Below are 19,568 nucleotides of genomic sequence, written 5' to 3' on the forward strand. Positions count from 1 at the left end.
TAATAACTATTACGCCTCTGTTGACGGAGTGCTTTTTAATAAAGCAAGAACAACGCTAATTCTATGTCCTGCAAGTAAAACTGGTGCTTACAGCATTCCCTCTTCTGTAACTTCCATCGACAGTAACGCTTTTTACTATTGCAGCGGCTTGACTTCGGTAACCATCGGCAGTGGGGTAACGAGTATCGGAGATTTGGCTTTTTCCTATTGCCGCGGATTGACTGCAATAAATGTTGAAGAAAATAATAACTATTACGCCTCTGTTGACGGAGTGCTTTTTAATAAAGCAAGAACAACGCTGATTCAATGTCCTGCAAGTAAAACTGGTGCTTACAGCATTCCCTCTTCTGTAACTTCTATCGGCAGTTCCGCTTTTTACTATTGCAGCGGCTTGACTTCGGTAACCATTCCCTCTTCTGTAACTTCCATCGGCAGTGACGCTTTTTACGATTGCCGCGGCTTGACCGGAGCATTAACGATTCCCTCTTCTGTAACTTCCATCGGCAGTGACGCTTTTTCCCATTGCAGCGGATTGACTGAGATTATCAATCGTGCGATAACACCTCAGACAATTGATTCTTATGTTTTCTATAATGAAACAACATCATCGGTTAAATTATTTGTTCCTCTACAATCGCTTGACGCATATAAAACTGCCAACGTTTGGAAAGATTTCAATATTAAGACTATGCCTTTTATGTTGGATGATGCGAACGTTACGCTTTTAATAAGTGAAACTCAAACGCTTGAATCAACGTTTATTGAAGAATATGCAGGTGGTATGACTGTAACGTGGACAAGTGAGAATTCTGCCGTTGCTACAGTAAGTAATGACGGCACGATAGCGGCAATATTACCTGGTACGACAATAATTGCCGCAGTAGTGCAAGACGACAGTTTTACCCGTAAATGTGTTGTGAATGTGTTAAAGGCAGACATAGACATGAGCGCAATAACGTTTGCCGACAAAACAGTAACATACGACGGGCAATCACACAGTATTCTTATTGACGAAACATTACCGCAAGGTGTGAGTGTAAATTACACAGACAATAACAAGGTAAATGTGGGAGTTTACACGATAACAGCCGCGTTTACGTCTAATAATTATAACGTTCCCGCCGCCAAAACGGCGACACTGACAATAAAAAAAGCGGATATAGACATGAGCGGGATAACGTTTGACGACAAAACAGTAGCATACGACGGGCAGACGCACGGTATTTTTATCGGCGGAACCGTTCCAAACAGGATAACGGACATAAACTATACAAACAACGGACAGATTCAAGCGGGAGTTTACACGGTAACCGTGTCGTTTACGGTAGATGCCGCAAAATACAATACTCCTGCGCCGCTTACCGCGACACTGACAATAAGCGACGGCGTTCCGGTAAGTGACGTTAAGCCCGACAAACGTAGCGGCGGCATAAGGCTTTTGAGCAACATAGTCTCCGATAAGGCGGTTATCACCGTTGATTTGCCCAACAACGAGAGAGTTTCTCAGATTAAGGCGGTAATCTATGATAATATCGGTAACGTGGTGTTTGAGAAGACTGAGAGAGGTAGTAGTATTACTTGGAACTTAACCAACAATGCAGGCAGAAATGTAGCGAACGGTACGTATTTGATTGTCGCCGAAGCGATAGGAAATAACGCAAAGACGTATAAGTATTCGGCGAAGTTGGGAGTGAGACGGTAGAGACTTAAAATATAATTTATTTTAGTGGCGGCTCTTTTCTGGGAGCCGTCTTTTGTCTTGCGGCAAATGGTATATGATAAAGGAATTTTGATTTAATATCGGAGATGTTTGTCAATATCGGAGAAAAGAGTCCTGTAAAATCTGAAAGTTTATTGAGATGAACGTTTCAAAAAATTACTTTGTTTCGGCGAATATTATTTTCTTTTGGAAACGAAAAATAATGAAAAAATGCGATGATAAAAAAATATTTCTTGTTGATATTTACTTGCATAATATACGCTTTCCCTCAAACCGACACGTTGGATTATTCGGCGGACCTTGTTGAATATTCACGGAAAGACAGTACGATTACGCTTTCGGGAAACGCGTCTATATATTATAAAGGGATAAAATTAACCGCCGACAGTATTTTTTATTTTACAAATATAAAAACTATGATTGCAAACGGAAGTCCGATTCTGATTGACGGAACCGACACTCTGTACGGCGAATATATTATATACGATATTGAAAAAAGAACCGGAAAAGTAAAATACGGGTCTGTGCGTTCTAATGAGAATAAATCGTATTACGGTGAAAAAATTCTCTACGGCGATTCCGCAATTTACGCTTATCACGGATCATATTCTACTTGTATGTTTCCCGACAGTCCGCATTATCGCTTTTATTGCGAGAAAATTAAAGTCGTTACAAACGATAAAACAGTCGCCAAACCGTTTGTCTTGGTAATAGCGGACGCACCAGTAGCCGCGTTGCCGTATTTCATTATTCCGCTAGAAAAAGATCGTACGTCAGGTTGGCTTCCGATTCGATGGGGCGTAACGCTTAACGGACGAGGCAATATAGATAATGTCGGATATTATTGGGCGATTAACGATTATTTGGATTTTATGCTTGCCGGAAAAGTCGATAACTTTGAGAATTTTTTAATTAAAGCCGAAACGAGATATGCCTTAAAAAACGTTCTTACCGGAAATATTTATACCGATTATTTGATTAACAACCAATACATGGGGCGTTATAACCGTTGGTCGCTGAACTTTAGCCACGACCAAAATTTGCTTCCGGACAAAAGTTTTACGCTAAGAGGCAGCGGACAACTTGTTTCGGATAAAAAATATTTCAACGAATTTTCGGACGACACTTTACTTTTGATTAATCAGGAACTGTCGAGCAGTTTGTCGCTGACTAAACGTTTTGACGAAATCGGAGGATATGCGTCGCTTTCTTGGAATCGAAACCAAAATTTGCAGCGCGAAACGGTCGAACAGGATTTGCCGACATTTAACTTTACGCTTAATAACCGCTCGCTAGTTCCGCTTAAAGAAGGCGACAGTACGCAAAATTTGTTAAATAAATTATCATGGAGTTATTCTTACAAAGCCAACCAAAAAATTCTTGAAAGGAATAAAAGCGACTCTTCATATTATAAGGTTCATCGCGGCATGTCTCATTCGATTCCGGTAAATCTTCCGTTTAATATTTTTAATTACATAAAAATAACACCTAATTTTACGATAAACGAATCGTTCTTTGATTCTTATCGCGACACGGCGTCCGTGATAGATACGATTTTTGAAAAACTTTACGATACTATTCCTTTGGAAAACGCAAATTATATTGAATATGCGGGACGTGAAAAAGACACCGTTTTTTATCCGAATAACATTTCTCCGGATACGGTTTTCGTTTTGGTTTATAGAGACGACACGACTTGGACTCAAAAGCGTTATGACACGACTTATTACTACGACAAAAATTATAAAGCCTCAAAAGCGCATCAGGTTTGGTGGAATACCGGAGTAAATATTTCCACGGATCTATACGGCGTTTTACCTTTGAAAATAGGAAAAATGCAAGGTATCAGGCACACTCTTTCTCCTAGTGTAGGTTATCGCTTTACTCCGCAAAAAGATTTGGACGTAAATTTTTTGTCGATTGGAATTCTTTCGCCTTCCGGAACAAAAAGGCGGCAGGATTTGTCGTTTGGGCTTAATAATTTGTTTGAAACAAAAATTTTGAATACGAATTCTAACGACAGCGCAAAATCTTCCGTAAAAAAAATAAATTTGCTTTCGTTAAACGTTTCAAGTTCGTATAATTTCGAAGCGGATTCGCAAAAACTTAGCGACATTTCGCTTTCCGCTTCGATTCCCGCGCCAAAGGTTAGTTTTTCTTATTCAGGCGGTTATCATCCGTACGATATGCGGAATAATTTGGATGTTCCCAAACCGCTTTCGCATGTAATAAACGTCACTCCTATTCTTCCGTCGCTGGGCGGAAATTTCTGGAGCGGCGACGCTATTCTGCATGACGGATTAGAGTATTACGGATATTTAGACAATTTATGGCGAAATAACAGCCGAGATTGGCAAATTACCATAACTCCGCGATACACATACACGATGAATCGTGAAAATACCATATCGGATTTCAAAACAAATAAAAGTTATAATTTAGGCGCCGGTTTGCAATTTAATCTGACGGAACGATGGAAAATTTCATGGAATGGGAATTGGTCTTTTACGGAAAACACGTTCATAAACCAGAATGTCGCGCTTTACGCCGATTTGGAATGCTGGGACTTGAAATTGGATTGGTATCCGTCCGGCGTAAATTCGGGGAGAATATATTTTGTCGCCGCGCTCAAAAAGCATCGTGATTTGAAGTGGGAACAAAAAGAGAAGTGAATTTTGCCGAATTTTCTATGTTAAGTTGTTTGCGGCAAATATTATTTTTGTAAGCATTTATTTAAGTATAAGTAGTTATCAAGGAGTTTTTAGATGTCTGTCCGGTGGATTCGTAATGTTTGCATTGATGGTCAAGAAACTACTATTGAAATTCAAATAGGGTATAAAGTAATCGGCGATAAGTCCTATACGCGAATAGGAAACGATATTGAACTTTACTTTGACGCAAAAACCGAAGAACGAAGTGAAATTGTAAATAAGGGTAAAGATTTATTAAAACAACAATTATCCTGTAAAAAAATAACCTATACCGATGGGCGAGATTATGACTGGAAATAGATACTGCGTAATACACGGACATTTTTACCAACCTCCCAGAGAAGACCCCTGGGAAGACGAGATTGAACGTCAGCCGTCGGCTAAGCCGTACCATGATTGGAATGAAAGAATTTATGACGAGTGTTATCGTCCCAATTCGTTTTCAAGAATACTTAACGAAGAAAGTGAAATCGTCGCCGTAAATAACAATTTCTGTTACATGAATTTTAATTTTGGACCTACGCTTTTTCGCTGGATAGCCAAAAAACATCCGACCGTTTATAACAGAATAATAGAGGCGGATAAACGCAGCCGCGAAGATAACGACGGACACGGAAGCGCTATCGCTCAGATTTATAGTCATATAATAATGCCGCTTGCGACTAAAAAAGATAAATTGACGCAAATACGCTGGGCGAAATCGTTTTTCAAAAGACATTTTAAACGTGAAACCGAGGGATTCTGGTTGTCGGAAACCGCAATAAACATGGAAACAATCGAATGTTTGGTGGACGAGAATGTAAAATTTGTAATTCTGTCGCCTAATCAGGCGGAAAAATTTCGTTACGATTCAAACGGCGAATGGCTTGAAACTTCGGAGTATGGGCTTGACCCGAAATATACATATAGATGTTTTGTTGAAAACCGAAACGGTGAACGAAACGGAAAGTATATTGACATATTTTTTTTCAACGAAGGCTTATCGCAGCAAATCAGTTTTGAAAATTTACTTGAAAACGCCGATATTTTAACTGATAAAATTAATACCTGTTACGATGAAAGCTCAAATGAAAATCAGTTGGTAAATATTGCTACGGACGGTGAAACTTTTGGGCATCATAAAAAAAACGCCGATATGTGTCTTGCGTATTTTTTTAGAAAACGCGCCGCTCAATCCGGCATAAAAATGGTAAACTATGCGACCTATCTGGCAAAAAATCCTCCTAAACGAGAAGTTAAAATAAAAAACGCTTTCGGAGAAGGAACCGCTTGGAGTTGCGCACACGGGACAGGACGTTGGAGCAGGGATTGCGGCTGTAACACAGGCGCATTGCCGCAATGGAACCAAAAATGGCGTTCCCCGCTTCGTAGAGCGTTGCAAATTTTGCAATCCGAAATCGACTTTATTTATCATCAAGAAATGAGTGCGTTTTTTGAAAATCCCGATAAAATTCGCGATATGTACGAGCCGTTTATCGACGATCAAAGCAATGTAAAGAAATTTATTGAGAAAAATGCGAAAAAAAACGTAAATATTTCCGACGACCGAATTTCAAGAATATTAATGCTTTTGGAAGCGCAAAAATTTATCCTTTTCTCTTTCACTTCCTGCGCATGGTTTTTCAACGATATTTCCGGAATTGAGCCGCTGCAAAATTTGCGTTACGCGTTTAGAGCATGGCAATTGACATATCCCAACGCAAAAAACAATTCGGTACTGCAGGAATTTCTGCTTATTTTACAACAGGCGAAAAGTAATTACCCAGACATTGACGGGAAAAAAATCGTTGAAAAAGAAATACTTCCGATGGCGGATCATTTGGAACGTGTAGCGTTTACCATAGCTGTCAATCACTATTTATACGGCTTTTATTCCGGCAGCAAAAAAACCGGACTAGAAGATTATTCATATTCGACAAATGTCATAAAAAATGAAGAAGACAGAGTTTTTGATAAAAAAACGTGGCGAATATATTCGGCGGACGTCGCTCATAAAATTTCACAGGAAAGAAAATCATTTATTATCGCGTTGTATAAAAACGGCAGTCAAATTGAAGGCGTAGTATTTAACGAAAAGCAAAAACTGCCGAAAAACGATTCCGCTTTTGCAAAATTCATGGATGACAAAGACCTGATGAGATTTACTTTGCGGGATATCGTTCCGTCGGCGAGAGATCATGTTACGAAAAGATTTGTCGATGATTTTGCGAACGACACTTATTTGGATTATTTGTCGTGGGCAGGGACGCAGAATAACCGTTTGAACGCTATAATCGACGTAAATAACGGTCTTCCGAGCGAACTTTCAGAAACAATTAAATTTTATATTGATAAAGAATGGGACATGGCGATTGCGGCGTTTCTACAGGCAAGCGAGAAAATTCAAGATTTTGTAAATAAACTTTCGGATATAAACGAACGTGCGGATCGCTATAAAATATTTATAGACAAAATTAAGAGCGCCGAAAAAATTCGCCTGAAAATAAATGATGACTTGAAAATTCTAGACGATGACTTTAACAATGAAAAATTAGTCGATTCAATTATCGTTAAACTTGATGTCGTGAAAAATTTGGCGATTCCTTTGCATTTTCATCAGGTGCAAGACAGATTTTATTTAATTTACAAGCAAGTTATAAACGATATTTATCCGCACTGGACCGCAAACGGAAGATCTGTAGGTAAAGAACGGCAAACTATAATGTTAATTAACAAGCTTGCGAAAAAATTCGGATTTAATATTGATAAAACAGCGGTTTAAAAAAATGATTAAGATTATCGTCTCTGAAAATGACGGTGGGAAGCGAATAGACAGGCTTGTTCGAGAAGAGTTGAATTGTTGTTCTTTGGGTGAAATTTTTAGATTGTTTCGTACCAGAAGAGTTTCAATAAACGGTATAAAATGCAAAGAGAGCGAACGGGTAAAATTTGGCGATGAAATTTTAATTTTTGCAGATAAAGACGAATTAAAAAACAAATCCGCTCAAAAAATTAAAATTATAAATAAAAATAATTTTCAATTGATTTACGAAGATAAAAATCTAATTGTATGCAACAAACTATCGGGTGTTGCAAGTCAGCCCGGTAAAGGAATTCCGTCGGGAACGTCGCTTATCGAACTTGCGCGGAATTACGCTGATGAAAAATTTGTTCCCTATCTGATTCATAGAATTGACGCCGATACGTCCGGAGTGATTTTGATCGCGAAAGACATTGACTTTTTAAGGAGTTTGCAAAATATTTGGAACAGTGAATTTGTCAAAAAAGAATACGTTGCCGTTTGTTTCGGAAATTTTGACCAAAAAAACGGAAAAATCGACTTAAAACTTGAAAGAACGTCAAAAGAGGCTGCGGGAATGAAAATGAAAGTAACCGAACATGGCGGACTTCGCTCAATTTCTCAGTATAAAATAATTTCACAAAACGAAAATTGTGCAATAGTTTCAGTAGAAATCAATACCGGACGAACACATCAAATTCGCACGCATTTTGCGTATATAAACCACTGCTTACTGGGAGATAAACGCTACGGTAATAATCAAGCCGACAAAGCCATTGAGGAAAAAAGCGGATTAAAAATCAATAGACTTATGTTGCATTCTCATAAAATTTCTTTTTTTTTGAACAAAAAACAATATAGTTTCTCGGCGCAAATACCCGATATTTTTCACAAATTCATAAAATAATTATTCAATCGCCGCTTTTAAAGAATCGGCGATCGACTTTTTCGCAGCGGTCGCTTCCAAAATACCGTCATACATCCTTTTTCTGTCAATTATCTCTTTCACATAGAAAAAAGGTTCGTCGCCGCGGCAGTACCCATATTTTACTTCTGGACGATAATAATATTCCGGATTAGAAAGTTTTCGTAAGGCGACGGCGACGTTATTATCCCATTTCAGAGAATCTAATTTCATACGTGCGGCAAGTCGTTGAGCATCCTTTATATGCCCTATTCCCGCATTATAAGAACCTAACATAAATTTTACAATTTCATTTGTGTCAGCCATATTTTTCCAATAATTATCGTAAATGTACTGCAAGTATTTTACTCCGGCTTTGATATTATTTTCCGGCGTTGAAATGTCCTTAAAACCAAGAGTCATCCCCGTCTGCGGAAGAACCTGCATAATTCCTTTCGCTCCTGCCCACGATTCCTGCGAATTATCGAATTTTGATTCCTGATATGCCATTGAAGCAAGAAGCGTCCAAGAAGCGATAGGCAATATCTCATATTTTTTGAATAAAGAATCGTAAGGTGAAATCGCCTCAGTTTCCAAAACAAAATATTCACTGTTTCGACGGGCGTTATACAGTGAAGAATTTCCATAATATTTATCATAAATAATATTATGCAGAGGATTGGAATTTTCATTTATTTTCGCAATCCAGTTATCCGCCGCCTCTTTCAGTTCTAAACTTGAGCTGCGAAACGCCCACGCAATTCTTTGTGAAAAACTTATAGGAACGGATACGTCGATATTTTTATGGAAAGAACTGTTTATTTTAGCTAAATTTTCATCGGCGATAGTATATTCAATTTCACCTCTGCTAACCATTCCAATCAAGTCTTCAGGTTCATGAATATCGGAAAGATTTATTATAATATCGCCTCCTATTTCATTGGATAAATTTTTTAAACGCTGGCGAAAAGCTCCGGTTGCCGGAACGGTTACTGTTTTTCCTATAAGTTCTATCGGATCTGATATAATCGCTTTTTTCTTTTGCCTGTAATTCATGTATTTGTAATTTTCCGGAAGACGTTGTACCAAAACCTGACGGGTAGTGTTATGATGTTTGGCAAATAAAATTTTCTCGCTTATTTCCTGCGTGACCAGTAAATTCGCCGCAATCAAATCGCCGTCCCCGTTTTCAAGCATAATAAAAAGCGAATCATATGTAGATGGAATTTTAATTTCCAAATCGACGTTTATTTCTTTTGCAAATAAATTTAAAAGTTCGTATTCATATCCCATCGGCTGTCCTTTGTATATGAAAAAACTATTTGCGTTGTAACGAGTAAGCGCCACCAATTTTTTACGTTTTTTTATAGTATTCAGGTCGATAACCTGCTTTTTAGTTATTATTGGCATTTCAAAACTTTCGTGTTTTTTATCCAGCCAAAAACAAACCCACAAAATAAAAATTAATAAAAGTATTACAATTTTACTCATATTTATTCTCTATAAAAGATGGTTGTGCAATGATATGTTGTTTCATATAACGATATAAATACGGGTCAAGTTCGTTAAATAATTTTTGCACTTTTTTCATCGCCGGAGTGGAATTACCACGGTTGTTTTCTAAAAAATTTCCATCACGCATAAAATTGAAAATGTCTATTAAATCGTTTTCTGTGAATAAAGCCGTTAAATACATCGCTCCGGTTTCAACGAATGTCTGAGAGTTGAAAAAGTAGTCCATTCTTTCACGAACATCACGAATTTGTTTGCCGTTTAAGTCTTTCTCCTGTAAATAATTTTCAATATATCTGTCCGCTTTTTCCGTTAGATACATAATTTTTATTTCCCGCATAATTTTTATTGCAGTCGGCGACATTTCCGGCGAAGCGAATAAATATTCACAAAAAACCGTAACGACAACAATTATGAATTTACCCAAAGTTTCAATTTTTTTCATAAGTTTTTCTCCCGTCTTAACATAAAATATAAATTTCTACAGTTTGAATGCAGCTTTTTATTTTTTATGTAGTATCAAATTTGTAAAAATCTTTAATAAATAGATTTTTACTTTTGCAAAAATCTATTTTCTTATAAAAATTTTAGGAGAAAAAATGCAAAACGGACAATTTATTTGGGAAACGCATGGAATCCATACAGGAACTGGAAACGATCCTGTTAAACACGGAGTCGATGAAATCGAAATTATTACTGAAAAAGCGATTTCACTAAATCATCCGAACATTACATTCATAATTCACACGCCACGTTTAACGAAATTCCGCTACCAAAGCGAAGAACATACAAACATTAAATTTATTCGCGGAAGCGAGGCGTATCAAAATTACACCCAAAAAATTACCGATTTACGTGAAAAATACAGAGCTAAAATAAACATAAAATACGGAATCGAATTGGAGTGGCTCGGTTCAAAATTAGGTTTGCAATGGAATAGAAGCAAAATATTACAAGTTCCTGACGCTGATTTTGTAATAGGTTCGGTTCATTTCTCAAATGAAGGCGTATCGTACGACGGTTCAAAAGAAGAGGCTCAAAAATTGCTTAAAATCCGCGGTTCTTTAGAGAATTATTGGGCGGCGTATTTTGATGAATTGATTGAAATGGTATCATATTCGTCAAGCATGATTCACGCGGTCGGACATTTAGATTTACCAAAAGTTTACGTAGATTTTCCGCACGAATTTACCGAACTCGACAATGCCGATAATATTGTTTGCGACCGTCTGCGAGTGCTTTTAGAAACAATATCGGAGAATAATTTAGCGTTAGACCTAAATCTTGCGGGAATAAAAAAAGGCTGCGGAATTTATCCTAATTTGCCGATTCTCAAACGTGCGAGAGTGCTGAAAATACCTATCGCCATAGGAACGGACACGCACAATATAGACGAATACGGGAAATTTTACGGTGAAGGTATCGCTTATGCTAAAAAGGCGGGATACAGCCAATACGTAAGTTTTTCTCGCGGAATTCCAGAAATTCGTCCGTTCAGTTACGAAAACAGTGAAGATGTCGATAACTACAAAGCGCTTAATTTGAGCATAGAAATATTGAACAGAAGATTTTCCGCAAGCGATTCGGGAAGAATCCCGCGTTTTGCATTCGGTGGAAAATATTTGTCATTCATAAATCAATATGACGGAGCGACTCCGCTTGGAAACCTTTCGGCTATAAGAATAAGAAGAGAGCGAAAAAGCATAATGATAGGCTCGGATTTCCAGCAAGAGCGCTTAAAAAATGAAATGGGAATCTTACTCAAACACTATAACAAACCCGGGGTTTTATCTGTTTTGTTTAATACGCTTGCTTCCGAAGGCATAAATGTAAAAACAGCGTTTCTTAATTCCGAGAACGATGATGTTTCTGAAGCGTTTTTAACTGTTTCTGGAGCCGAAGAAAGTATTGTAGAGGCGATAGAATTTGCAAACGGAACAGAAAAGAATAATTTTATTTCAATAGAATTTGGCAGTAAAATCAGCATTCCGTTAATAAAAAAACATAAATATTATCTATTGGAAATGGACGGGGTTAAACTCCCTATTCCTATATCAAAAAATATGATTTTGGCTGTAATAAATAATAAACCCGGCGTTTTACTGATTCTTCTTTCGGCGCTTGCTTCCAGAAACATAAATATCATTGATTTACAACTCGGAGAAAGAGGCGATAAAGGTTTTGCGGCGCTTTCTTATGACGGCGATTTTGGCGTTGTTGAAGACATGCTTAGAAAACTTGGCGACCAATACTACGAAACCACGCATTTTCAATTGAGCGCATTATGATAAGTGTCAATATATTCTTTAACTATATTGGGTTATGATATTTATGAGCCGCTTCCCTGTCACAACACGTTGAGTCGAAAGATTTGACTCCAAAGGATACCCGTATGGAATCGCAGGCGAAAAGATTCCGCTTCATGAGCGAATTATAGAAAAAACATGTTTTTTTAATTACCCCTTGACAGTATTTGGTAATATTTAGTATCTTATTCATAGTAATTATATATGATTACTACATTTTTAGTCAAGAAGGAGGAATTTATGGCAAGAGTGGAAAAAATCACTGACCTTATCGGGAATACGCCGATAGTCAAAATCAACAAACTCAACGATAACGGTGCGACGGTGTACGTCAAACTGGAGAGCTTTAACCCCCTGCACAGCGTCAAAGACCGTATTGCGCTGGCAATGATTGAAGCCGCCGAAAAAGAAGGCAAAATAAAGCATGGAACGGTCATTATTGAGCCGACCAGCGGCAATACGGGCATAGGGCTGGCTTATGTGGCCGCGGTCAAGGGCTACCGGATAATCCTGACTATGCCGGAAACTATGAGCATTGAACGTCGCAAACTGCTTAAAGCGCTGGGAGCCGAGTTGGAACTGACCGAAGGGGCAAAAGGTATGAAAGGGGCGATCGCCAAAGCGGAAGAATTGGCGGCATCGATACCCAATTCATTTATTCCCCAGCAGTTTAATAATCCGGCCAATCCTGCTATACACGAAAAGACTACAGGCCCGGAAATCTGGAACGATACCGACGGGGAAATTGATATTCTGGTCGGTGGAGTAGGAACCGGCGGCACTTTGACAGGTGCGGGGAAGTATCTTAAATCAAAAAAATCAAGTATTAAGGTAATCGCCGTCGAACCTTCCGCGTCGCCGGTACTTTCCGGAGGACAGCCGGGTCCTCATAAAATTCAGGGGATCGGGGCTGGTTTTCAACCGCAGGTTTATGATCAGGCGGTTATTGACGAGATTTATCAGACCGATGAGGTAAAAGCCGGAGCCGTTGCACGACGACTTGCAAAGGAAGAAGGCATTCTTGTCGGTATTTCGTCCGGTTCCGCTCTTGAAGCTGCTCTTACTGTCGCCAAAAGACCGGAAAACAACGGTAAAACCATAGTTGCCGTATTGCCGGATACAGGCGAGCGTTATCTGTCAACATGGTTGTGGGAGGAGGCGTAAAACGTCAACAAACGAATTAAACGCACTGAATAAGGCTCAAGCGTACCAACTGGCGGAAACGCTTTTGTTATATGCTTTGTGACGGGAAACACCCATGTAAGCGTGAAGAATCCCGAATTGCTGTTTAAGAGCGGTAGTAATATTTCCACGCGCATAGAATTAGACCAAAAGGAGTTTTGGCATTATGAGATATAGGAGACATACATGGACATAAGCACTATTTGTGTACACGGCTGCGAAAAAAAATTTGACACAACCGGAGCTGTTGCCGTTCCGATATTCGCGTCCGCTACTTTCGCTCATCCGTGTGTGGGGCAAAGCACGGGTTTTGACTACTCGCGCTCGCAGAATCCTACAAACGAGCATTTGGAACACACGGTCGCGGCATTGGAATCTGGATCGCAGGCTGTGGCGTTTTCTTCCGGCATGGCGGCGGTTTCCGCTCTAATGGAACTGTTCTCGCCTGGCGACCATATTGTCGCAACCTATGACTTGTACGGTGGAACTTTTCGCCTTTTTTCCCGTATATCTCAAAAGAACGGCGTTACATTTTCGTATGCAGACAGCGTGGAAAATATCAAAAAGGAAATAACGCCCTCTACAAAAGCCGTGTTCATAGAAACTCCTTCTAACCCGATGTTGCGCGTAACGGACATTACAGCAGTCGCAAAAATCACGCATGAAAAAAAAATATTGCTTATAGTGGATAATACTTTTCTTACACCATATTTTCAAAAGCCGCTTTCTTTAGGTGCGGACATAGTGTTACACAGCGGAACAAAATATTTGGGCGGTCATAACGATACTTTAGCCGGCTTACTGGCGGCAAAAGATAACTCTCTATCCGAACAATTCCGCTTTATAGTAAAAACAACCGGCGCTTGCCTCTCTCCATTTGACAGTTTTTTAATCATTAGAGGAATAAAGACCCTTGCCGTTCGCATGGAACGTCAGCAAGAAACCGCACTGAAAATCGCACACTGGCTTTGCGGGCAAAATAATGTAGCTGTTGTTTATTATATAGGTTTACCAAATCACCCCGATTATGAATTATCCTGCCGTCAGGCGAGCGGTTTTGGCGCAATGATTTCCTTTACCGTGCGAAACGAACAAATGGCGGTTAAAATATTGGAAAACGTAAAAGTGATAAAATATGCCGAGAGTTTAGGCGGGGTTGAAAGCCTGATTACCTATCCAATGCTTCAAACTCACGCCGATTTACCGGAAGACGAGCGAAACGCGCGAGGCATAGATGGATGTTTATTACGTTTATCGGTTGGTTTGGAATCAGCAAAAGATTTAATTGCGGATTTAGAACAGGCAATGGGAGTTTCAGTATGAAATATGATTTTGACAGAGTAATAGAAAGACGTAATACGTACAGTGTAAAATACGCGCCCGCTTTACGAGGCAAGCCGAATGATGTACAGCCTATGTGGATTGCCGATATGGATTTTGCAGCTCCTCCCTGTGTGATTGACGCGCTTGTTTTTTGTGTTCAACACGGAATTTACGGATACTCCGAGCCGGATGCGGAATTTTTTCACGTTATACAAAACTGGTTTATAAAGCGCTTTGATTGGAACGTAGAACGTGAATGGCTTACGGCGACACCGGGTGTTGTGAACGCTTTATATATCGCCGTTCGCGCTTTAACCGAATCGGGCGAAGGCGTACTTATACAGCAGCCCGTTTATTATCCTTTTGAATCTTGCGTCAGACAATGCGGTCGGAAATTGCTCGTCAATGAACTTGTGTATAACGATGGATGCTACAATATAGATTTTGATGATTTTGAGAATAAAATTAAAGAAGCGAAACTTTTTATTTTATGTAATCCGCACAATCCTGTCGGACGTGTTTGGACGGAGAGCGAACTTACTCGCTTAGGCGAGATTTGCCTGCGGCGCGATGTAATTGTTATTTCCGATGAAATTCATCAGGATTTTATATATCCGTCTCACCGCCACATTGTGTTTGCCGGACTTGATCGTCGCTTTGCCGATATAACGCTTACCTGTACATCACCGTCAAAAACTTTCAATCTTGCGGGGCTGCTCTATGCGAATATTTTTATTTCAAGCGAAAAACTGAGAAATAAATTCAGAAGGGAGTATGCAAGCAGCGGTTTGAGTCAGCCGTCGCTTATGGGTTTGGTCGCCTGCAAAGCGGCATATGAAAACGGCGCTTATTGGGTGGATGAACTTAATAACTATATTTTTGACAACATGTCGCTTATAAAGAAATTTCTGAAAAAACGTATTCCGAAAATTAAATTAGTTGAGCCGGAAGGAACATATTTAGCGTGGTTAGACTTTTCTGCATTTGGGCTTTCTTCAAAAGAATTAGATGAATTGATAACGCATAAGGCTAAGTTGTGGCTCAACGACGGCGCTGCCTTTGGTTTGGGCGGCAAAGGTTTTCAACGCATGAATGCGGCTTGCCCTCGTTCCGTACTGCGTAACGCACTTGAACGATTATTGAATGTAAATTAAGTAAAAATCCGCTTATAAAGCAGTTTCCACTTGCGAAGTGTTGACAAAAGTTATTATATTATTATAACTATTTTTACGATGGCATGAAAGGGTTTTAATGAACAAGCCGAAAATTCTTATTGTTGATGACGACAAACATATGCGCGGTTCGGTCGTAGAATTTCTTGAGTACGGCGGGAAATATGAGATAATTGAGGCGACAAACGGGCAAGAAGCGCTTAGTATAATTGCGAAAGAAAAATTTTCCGCAATAGTTAGCGATATTAAAATGCCGATTATGGACGGTTTGGAACTTCTTGATAATCTCGTAAAACAAAATTCTACCGTTCCTTTTATAATAATGACCGCGTTTGGCGATGTGAAAACCGCTGTGGAAGCGATGAGCAGAGGAGCGTATTATTTTATAGAAAAAGGTAGTAATTCTTTTACCGATTGCCTTGAAGCGACAATTGTACGTGCGGTCGAAAAAAATGATTTGCTTATAGAAAATATTCGTCTTTCTACCGAAAATACGACTTTAAAAAACGCTCTAAAAGGAAAATGGCAGTATATTGGAAAATCGTCTAAAATAAAGGAAATTCAAAATACGATAGAAGCTATAGCGTCAAGCCGTTCAACTATATTGGTAACAGGAGAATCCGGAACAGGTAAAGAAATGATCGCAAAATCAATTCATGCGTTAAGTAATAGGGCGGGAGGTCCTTTTATAAAAGTGAATTGTGCGGCGCTTCCTGAAAGTTTAATTGAAAGCGAACTTTTCGGGCATGAAAAAGGCGCATTTACCGGAGCGTTAAAAACTCGTTTAGGGAAATTTGAATTGGCGAGTAGCGGAACTATTCTTTTGGATGAAATAGGAGAAATGCCGCTTGGAGTTCAGGCTAAATTATTGCGTGTTTTACAGGAAAGAGAAGTCGATAAAATAGGCGGAGACGCTCCTGTTTCAGTAGATATTCGATTAATTGCAACGACAAACCGTGATTTGCAAAAAGAGATAGAAAACAGTAATTTTCGAGAAGATTTGTATTATCGTCTGAATGTATTTCATTTTGAACTTCCGCCGTTGCGGGAGCGCAAAGACGATATTCCGGAATTAATAAACCATTTTATATGGAAGTATAACGACGACAACGGCTTTTCGGTTACTGGAATTTCAAAAGAAGCACTTGAAGCGCTGAAAGAATATAATTTCCCCGGAAATATTCGAGAACTTGAAAATATTATTGAACGAGCGGTTGTTCTTACAAGAACTGGTGAATTGAGCGAAAATTCGCTTCGTTTGGGAAAATCAAGAGAAATCCCGCCTGCAAATGGTAAAGTTATGGCTGGGATGACGGTCGCTCAAGTCGAGAAAGAGTTAATTTATACGACGCTTGAACACTGTAAAAATAACAAAACGCAAGCGGCTGAAATGATGGATATTTCGGTACGGACTTTGCGCAACAAACTGAAAGAATACGGCGACAATTCGGCTGACGAATAAAATTTTAGATGACTATTATACATCTTTACACAAATCGTCCACACCACAACAATTAATTTCTATTTTTTCCATCGTAAGCTTTTGTCAATAACGTTTTTAATATTAATTGGCATTTTCAGTCCGCCTAATATTATTTTATCCATACTACGAATGTTGGATTGCAAGAATAATATCTTGCCATTCATCTATATTTTTATCCTTAAAACAGGGATGAACCGCTCTAGGCTGTTCTGCTTATCAAGTCCCTGTTTTATCTTAAAAAAATATGGAAATTCAGCATTCGTAGTAAAATGTATGATTATTGGCAGGACAGCCTCTCATCTGTTTCTGTCTAAACTTTTAACTTTGCTAAATAAATGGCAGAAAAGATGTTTTATGAGAGTTTTGCAAAAATGGTTGGTTTGTGTGTTGGTAGTAGCGGCGATGGTATTTGTTGCGGGATGCAGCAAAGATGACGACAAGGGTAGCGACAACAACAGCATTGTCGGAACTTGGGAAAGAGTATCGGGGCAATTAACGGTCAAAGTCGTTATTAAGGCGGACGGAACGGGTAATTACGAAGTTCGCTATGACGGATAATCGCAAGGTTCAGGTGATTTTACATACACAATCGACGATAATGTGGTCAACGTATCTTTGGAATTTAACTTCAACTACACTGGAGGCAATTCGTTTACGATTTCCGGTACCGGTGAGGAATTTGACGGAATATACACAAGAAAATAAGTTGGCTTAATCGGCGAGAACAGATCTGTTATAAGATTTTTGAGTAAAACGTTTCGTTTTGTGAAAGTTTTCGGAGTGTATTCGATACCTTCTACGATTTCAAAAATTTTTTCAAGACAGATTTTGTTCTCGTTGAAATAAACGCCGCGCGTTCTCTTTTAATAATAGCCGCCGATTTTATTAATTCCGTCTGTTTTAGACGATTTCTTTTCAATACGGTTTTGATAGGCGTTACAAGCCATTCCGTCAATATAAACGTAAATTTTTCATATTTTCCTCAAAATTAAGAATAACCGGAAAATACTACCTTTTTTGTTATATTTGTGCAATGGTCATACGCTTGTTTTGCTCATAAGATAATACTTTTTGAGTAAAAATGCCGTGTAAATTTTGTACAAATACAATTTATTCGGATGCGAAATAGTATATTCCAAACGGAGAAAGATTTATTTAAAGGAGTTTTGTTTATGTTCGACAAGTTGAAACTCAGTGCAAAAATAACGGCGCTGACAATTTTTCTATTAATAGTAATGTTTATTTTAGGTTCTACTGCAGTAGTAAATATGGTAATATCCAATATAATGGCGGACGTGATTTTGAAAGAATTTGTTCCGATAACCGCTACTGCGGCTCGTTTGTCCGGAGGAATATCCGACAGCATTCTAATGCATGCGCGTCTATATGCGGCTACTAATGATGTTATACATTACGAAAATGCTCGTAAAGGTTTTACATATTTGGACTCCAATTTGACAAAAGCCGCCGATTTTGCAAAAAACTCGCCGCATTTAGTGCGTTCCCCAAAAGTTATAGGAGATGTTGTTGACGCTTTCAAAGAATACAGCGTGTTGTTTGAACAGCAAAAAGATATAAGCGTAAAACTTTTTCAAGAGAATAAAAATACGAACGATTTGGAAATTGAAATTATGAGGGATGCAAACAAATTAAAGGAACTTTTACCAAAAAATTCGGATGCCAGAGAGTTTGCTTTGGAATTAGAACTTGGGGTGAGCCAATCGCTTGTTTCGGTCAATAAAGCGATGCAAAGTCTGGATACCAGCGGTTTTTCGGCGGCTCGTAAAGTATTAGCGGACGGTTTAAAAAGTTTTGATTTTTTTGAAAGAATTTCACTTAACTCCGAACAAAGAAACGCTTTGTCGAAATATTCTTCCGATTACAAGCGATACGCCCAATCCGTGGAGCGTTTGGAAAAGTTGATTTTTCAATTAAAATATGATATATCTCCAAAATCCAACGATGTGTCCGATAAATTAGGACAAGCGTCGACCAATGCCGTCAATATTGCAATTTGGGCGATAACAAAAGTAACGACCGATTCTAAAAACGGATTAAGATTGGGAAGTATATTGGTAATCGTCGGATTTATAGCCGCAATTATTTTAGGAACCTTTTTTAGTACGTTAATTACTAAATCGACAAATAGACAGATGAAAAATATAATAGACGGTCTTTCGGAAAGTTCAAGCCAAGTAACGATGGCGTCGGGGGAAATTTCAAACACGTCTCAATCTATGGCGGGCGGCGCGACCGAACAGGCGGCGCACTTGGAAGAAATTTCGTCTTCTCTTAACGAAATAACGTCAATGACCAAACAGACCGCAGACAACGCAAAGAACGCCGACGTTTTGGTTAAGGACAGCGTTCAAAAGGCGAAAGCGGGTAAAGAAGCGATGGGACGTTTACACGAAGCGGTTATAGAAATTCAAAATTCCGGTAACGAAACGGCAAAAATTCTCAAAGATATTGACGA

General features: G+C 38.9%; 14 protein-coding genes and 1 pseudogene. 13 read left to right on the plus strand and 2 right to left on the minus strand.

Annotation, left to right across the window (positions count from 1 at the left end):
• The 5 genes from LBH98_00160 to LBH98_00180 form a co-directional block, all read left to right on the plus strand.
• Window positions 1-1,702 (plus strand): leucine-rich repeat protein (locus tag LBH98_00160; GenBank protein ID MDR0303177.1); only part of this gene is annotated, 1,702 nt, incomplete at its 5' end.
• 233 nt (window positions 1,703-1,935) lie between these two features.
• Window positions 1,936-4,392, plus strand: coding sequence for a hypothetical protein (locus LBH98_00165; protein MDR0303178.1), 2,457 nt, complete (start codon window positions 1,936-1,938; stop codon window positions 4,390-4,392).
• Window positions 4,393-4,485: 93 nt separating this feature from the next.
• A complete protein-coding gene (locus tag LBH98_00170; protein MDR0303179.1) occupies window positions 4,486-4,731 on the plus strand; it encodes a hypothetical protein in 246 nt (81 codons plus the stop codon).
• Complete coding sequence (locus tag LBH98_00175; GenBank protein MDR0303180.1) at window positions 4,718-7,192, plus strand: DUF3536 domain-containing protein; 2,475 nt, start codon at window positions 4,718-4,720, stop codon at window positions 7,190-7,192. Before LBH98_00170 ends, LBH98_00175 begins: the two co-directional genes overlap by 14 nt.
• A 4-nt stretch (window positions 7,193-7,196) precedes the next feature.
• A complete protein-coding gene (locus LBH98_00180; protein MDR0303181.1) occupies window positions 7,197-8,117 on the plus strand; it encodes an RluA family pseudouridine synthase in 921 nt (306 codons plus the stop codon).
• On the opposite strand, the gene LBH98_00185 is transcribed toward LBH98_00180, so the two are convergent.
• Together LBH98_00185 and LBH98_00190 are read right to left on the minus strand one after the other, a co-directional pair.
• On the minus strand, window positions 8,118-9,605 hold the full coding sequence (locus LBH98_00185; protein MDR0303182.1) for a transporter substrate-binding domain-containing protein: 1,488 nt from the start codon (window positions 9,603-9,605) through the stop codon (window positions 8,118-8,120).
• Window positions 9,598-10,071, minus strand: a complete 474-nt coding sequence (locus LBH98_00190; protein MDR0303183.1) for a hypothetical protein — start codon at window positions 10,069-10,071, stop codon at window positions 9,598-9,600. Before LBH98_00190 ends, LBH98_00185 begins: the two co-directional genes overlap by 8 nt.
• Window positions 10,072-10,225: 154 nt before the next feature.
• On the opposite strand from LBH98_00190, the gene LBH98_00195 reads away from it, so the two are divergent.
• The 8 genes and pseudogenes from LBH98_00195 to LBH98_00230 form a co-directional block, all read left to right on the plus strand.
• Window positions 10,226-11,914, plus strand: a complete 1,689-nt coding sequence (locus LBH98_00195; GenBank protein MDR0303184.1) for a histidinol-phosphatase HisJ family protein — start codon at window positions 10,226-10,228, stop codon at window positions 11,912-11,914.
• A 76-nt stretch (window positions 11,915-11,990) separates the two neighbouring features.
• Window positions 11,991-12,113: pseudogene (locus LBH98_00200) on the plus strand (hypothetical protein).
• Window positions 12,114-12,172: 59 nt separating this feature from the next.
• A complete protein-coding gene (gene cysK / locus LBH98_00205) occupies window positions 12,173-13,096 on the plus strand; it encodes a cysteine synthase A (protein MDR0303185.1) in 924 nt (307 codons plus the stop codon).
• Between the two features lie 204 nt (window positions 13,097-13,300).
• Window positions 13,301-14,437: a PLP-dependent aspartate aminotransferase family protein gene (locus LBH98_00210; protein MDR0303186.1), complete on the plus strand. Its 1,137-nt coding sequence runs from the start codon at window positions 13,301-13,303 to the stop codon at window positions 14,435-14,437.
• Window positions 14,434-15,591, plus strand: coding sequence for a pyridoxal phosphate-dependent aminotransferase (locus LBH98_00215; GenBank protein ID MDR0303187.1), 1,158 nt, complete (start codon window positions 14,434-14,436; stop codon window positions 15,589-15,591). The genes LBH98_00210 and LBH98_00215 overlap by 4 nt, the downstream gene beginning before the upstream one ends.
• 97 nt (window positions 15,592-15,688) lie before the next feature.
• Window positions 15,689-17,071 (plus strand): sigma-54 dependent transcriptional regulator, encoded by a 1,383-nt coding sequence (locus LBH98_00220; GenBank protein ID MDR0303188.1) that lies wholly within the window; start codon window positions 15,689-15,691, stop codon window positions 17,069-17,071.
• 375 nt (window positions 17,072-17,446) lie between these two features.
• Window positions 17,447-17,650 carry a hypothetical protein gene (locus tag LBH98_00225; GenBank protein ID MDR0303189.1) on the plus strand — a complete coding sequence of 68 codons (204 nt, stop codon included), beginning with the start codon at window positions 17,447-17,449 and terminating at the stop codon, window positions 17,648-17,650.
• A 614-nt stretch (window positions 17,651-18,264) separates the two neighbouring features.
• The coding region (locus LBH98_00230; GenBank protein MDR0303190.1) for a hypothetical protein at window positions 18,265-19,568 on the plus strand (1,304 nt) is incomplete at its 3' end.

Source organism: Chitinispirillales bacterium, from assembly GCA_031254455.1.
Classification (GTDB): Bacteria; Fibrobacterota; Chitinivibrionia; order Chitinivibrionales; family Chitinivibrionaceae; genus WRFX01.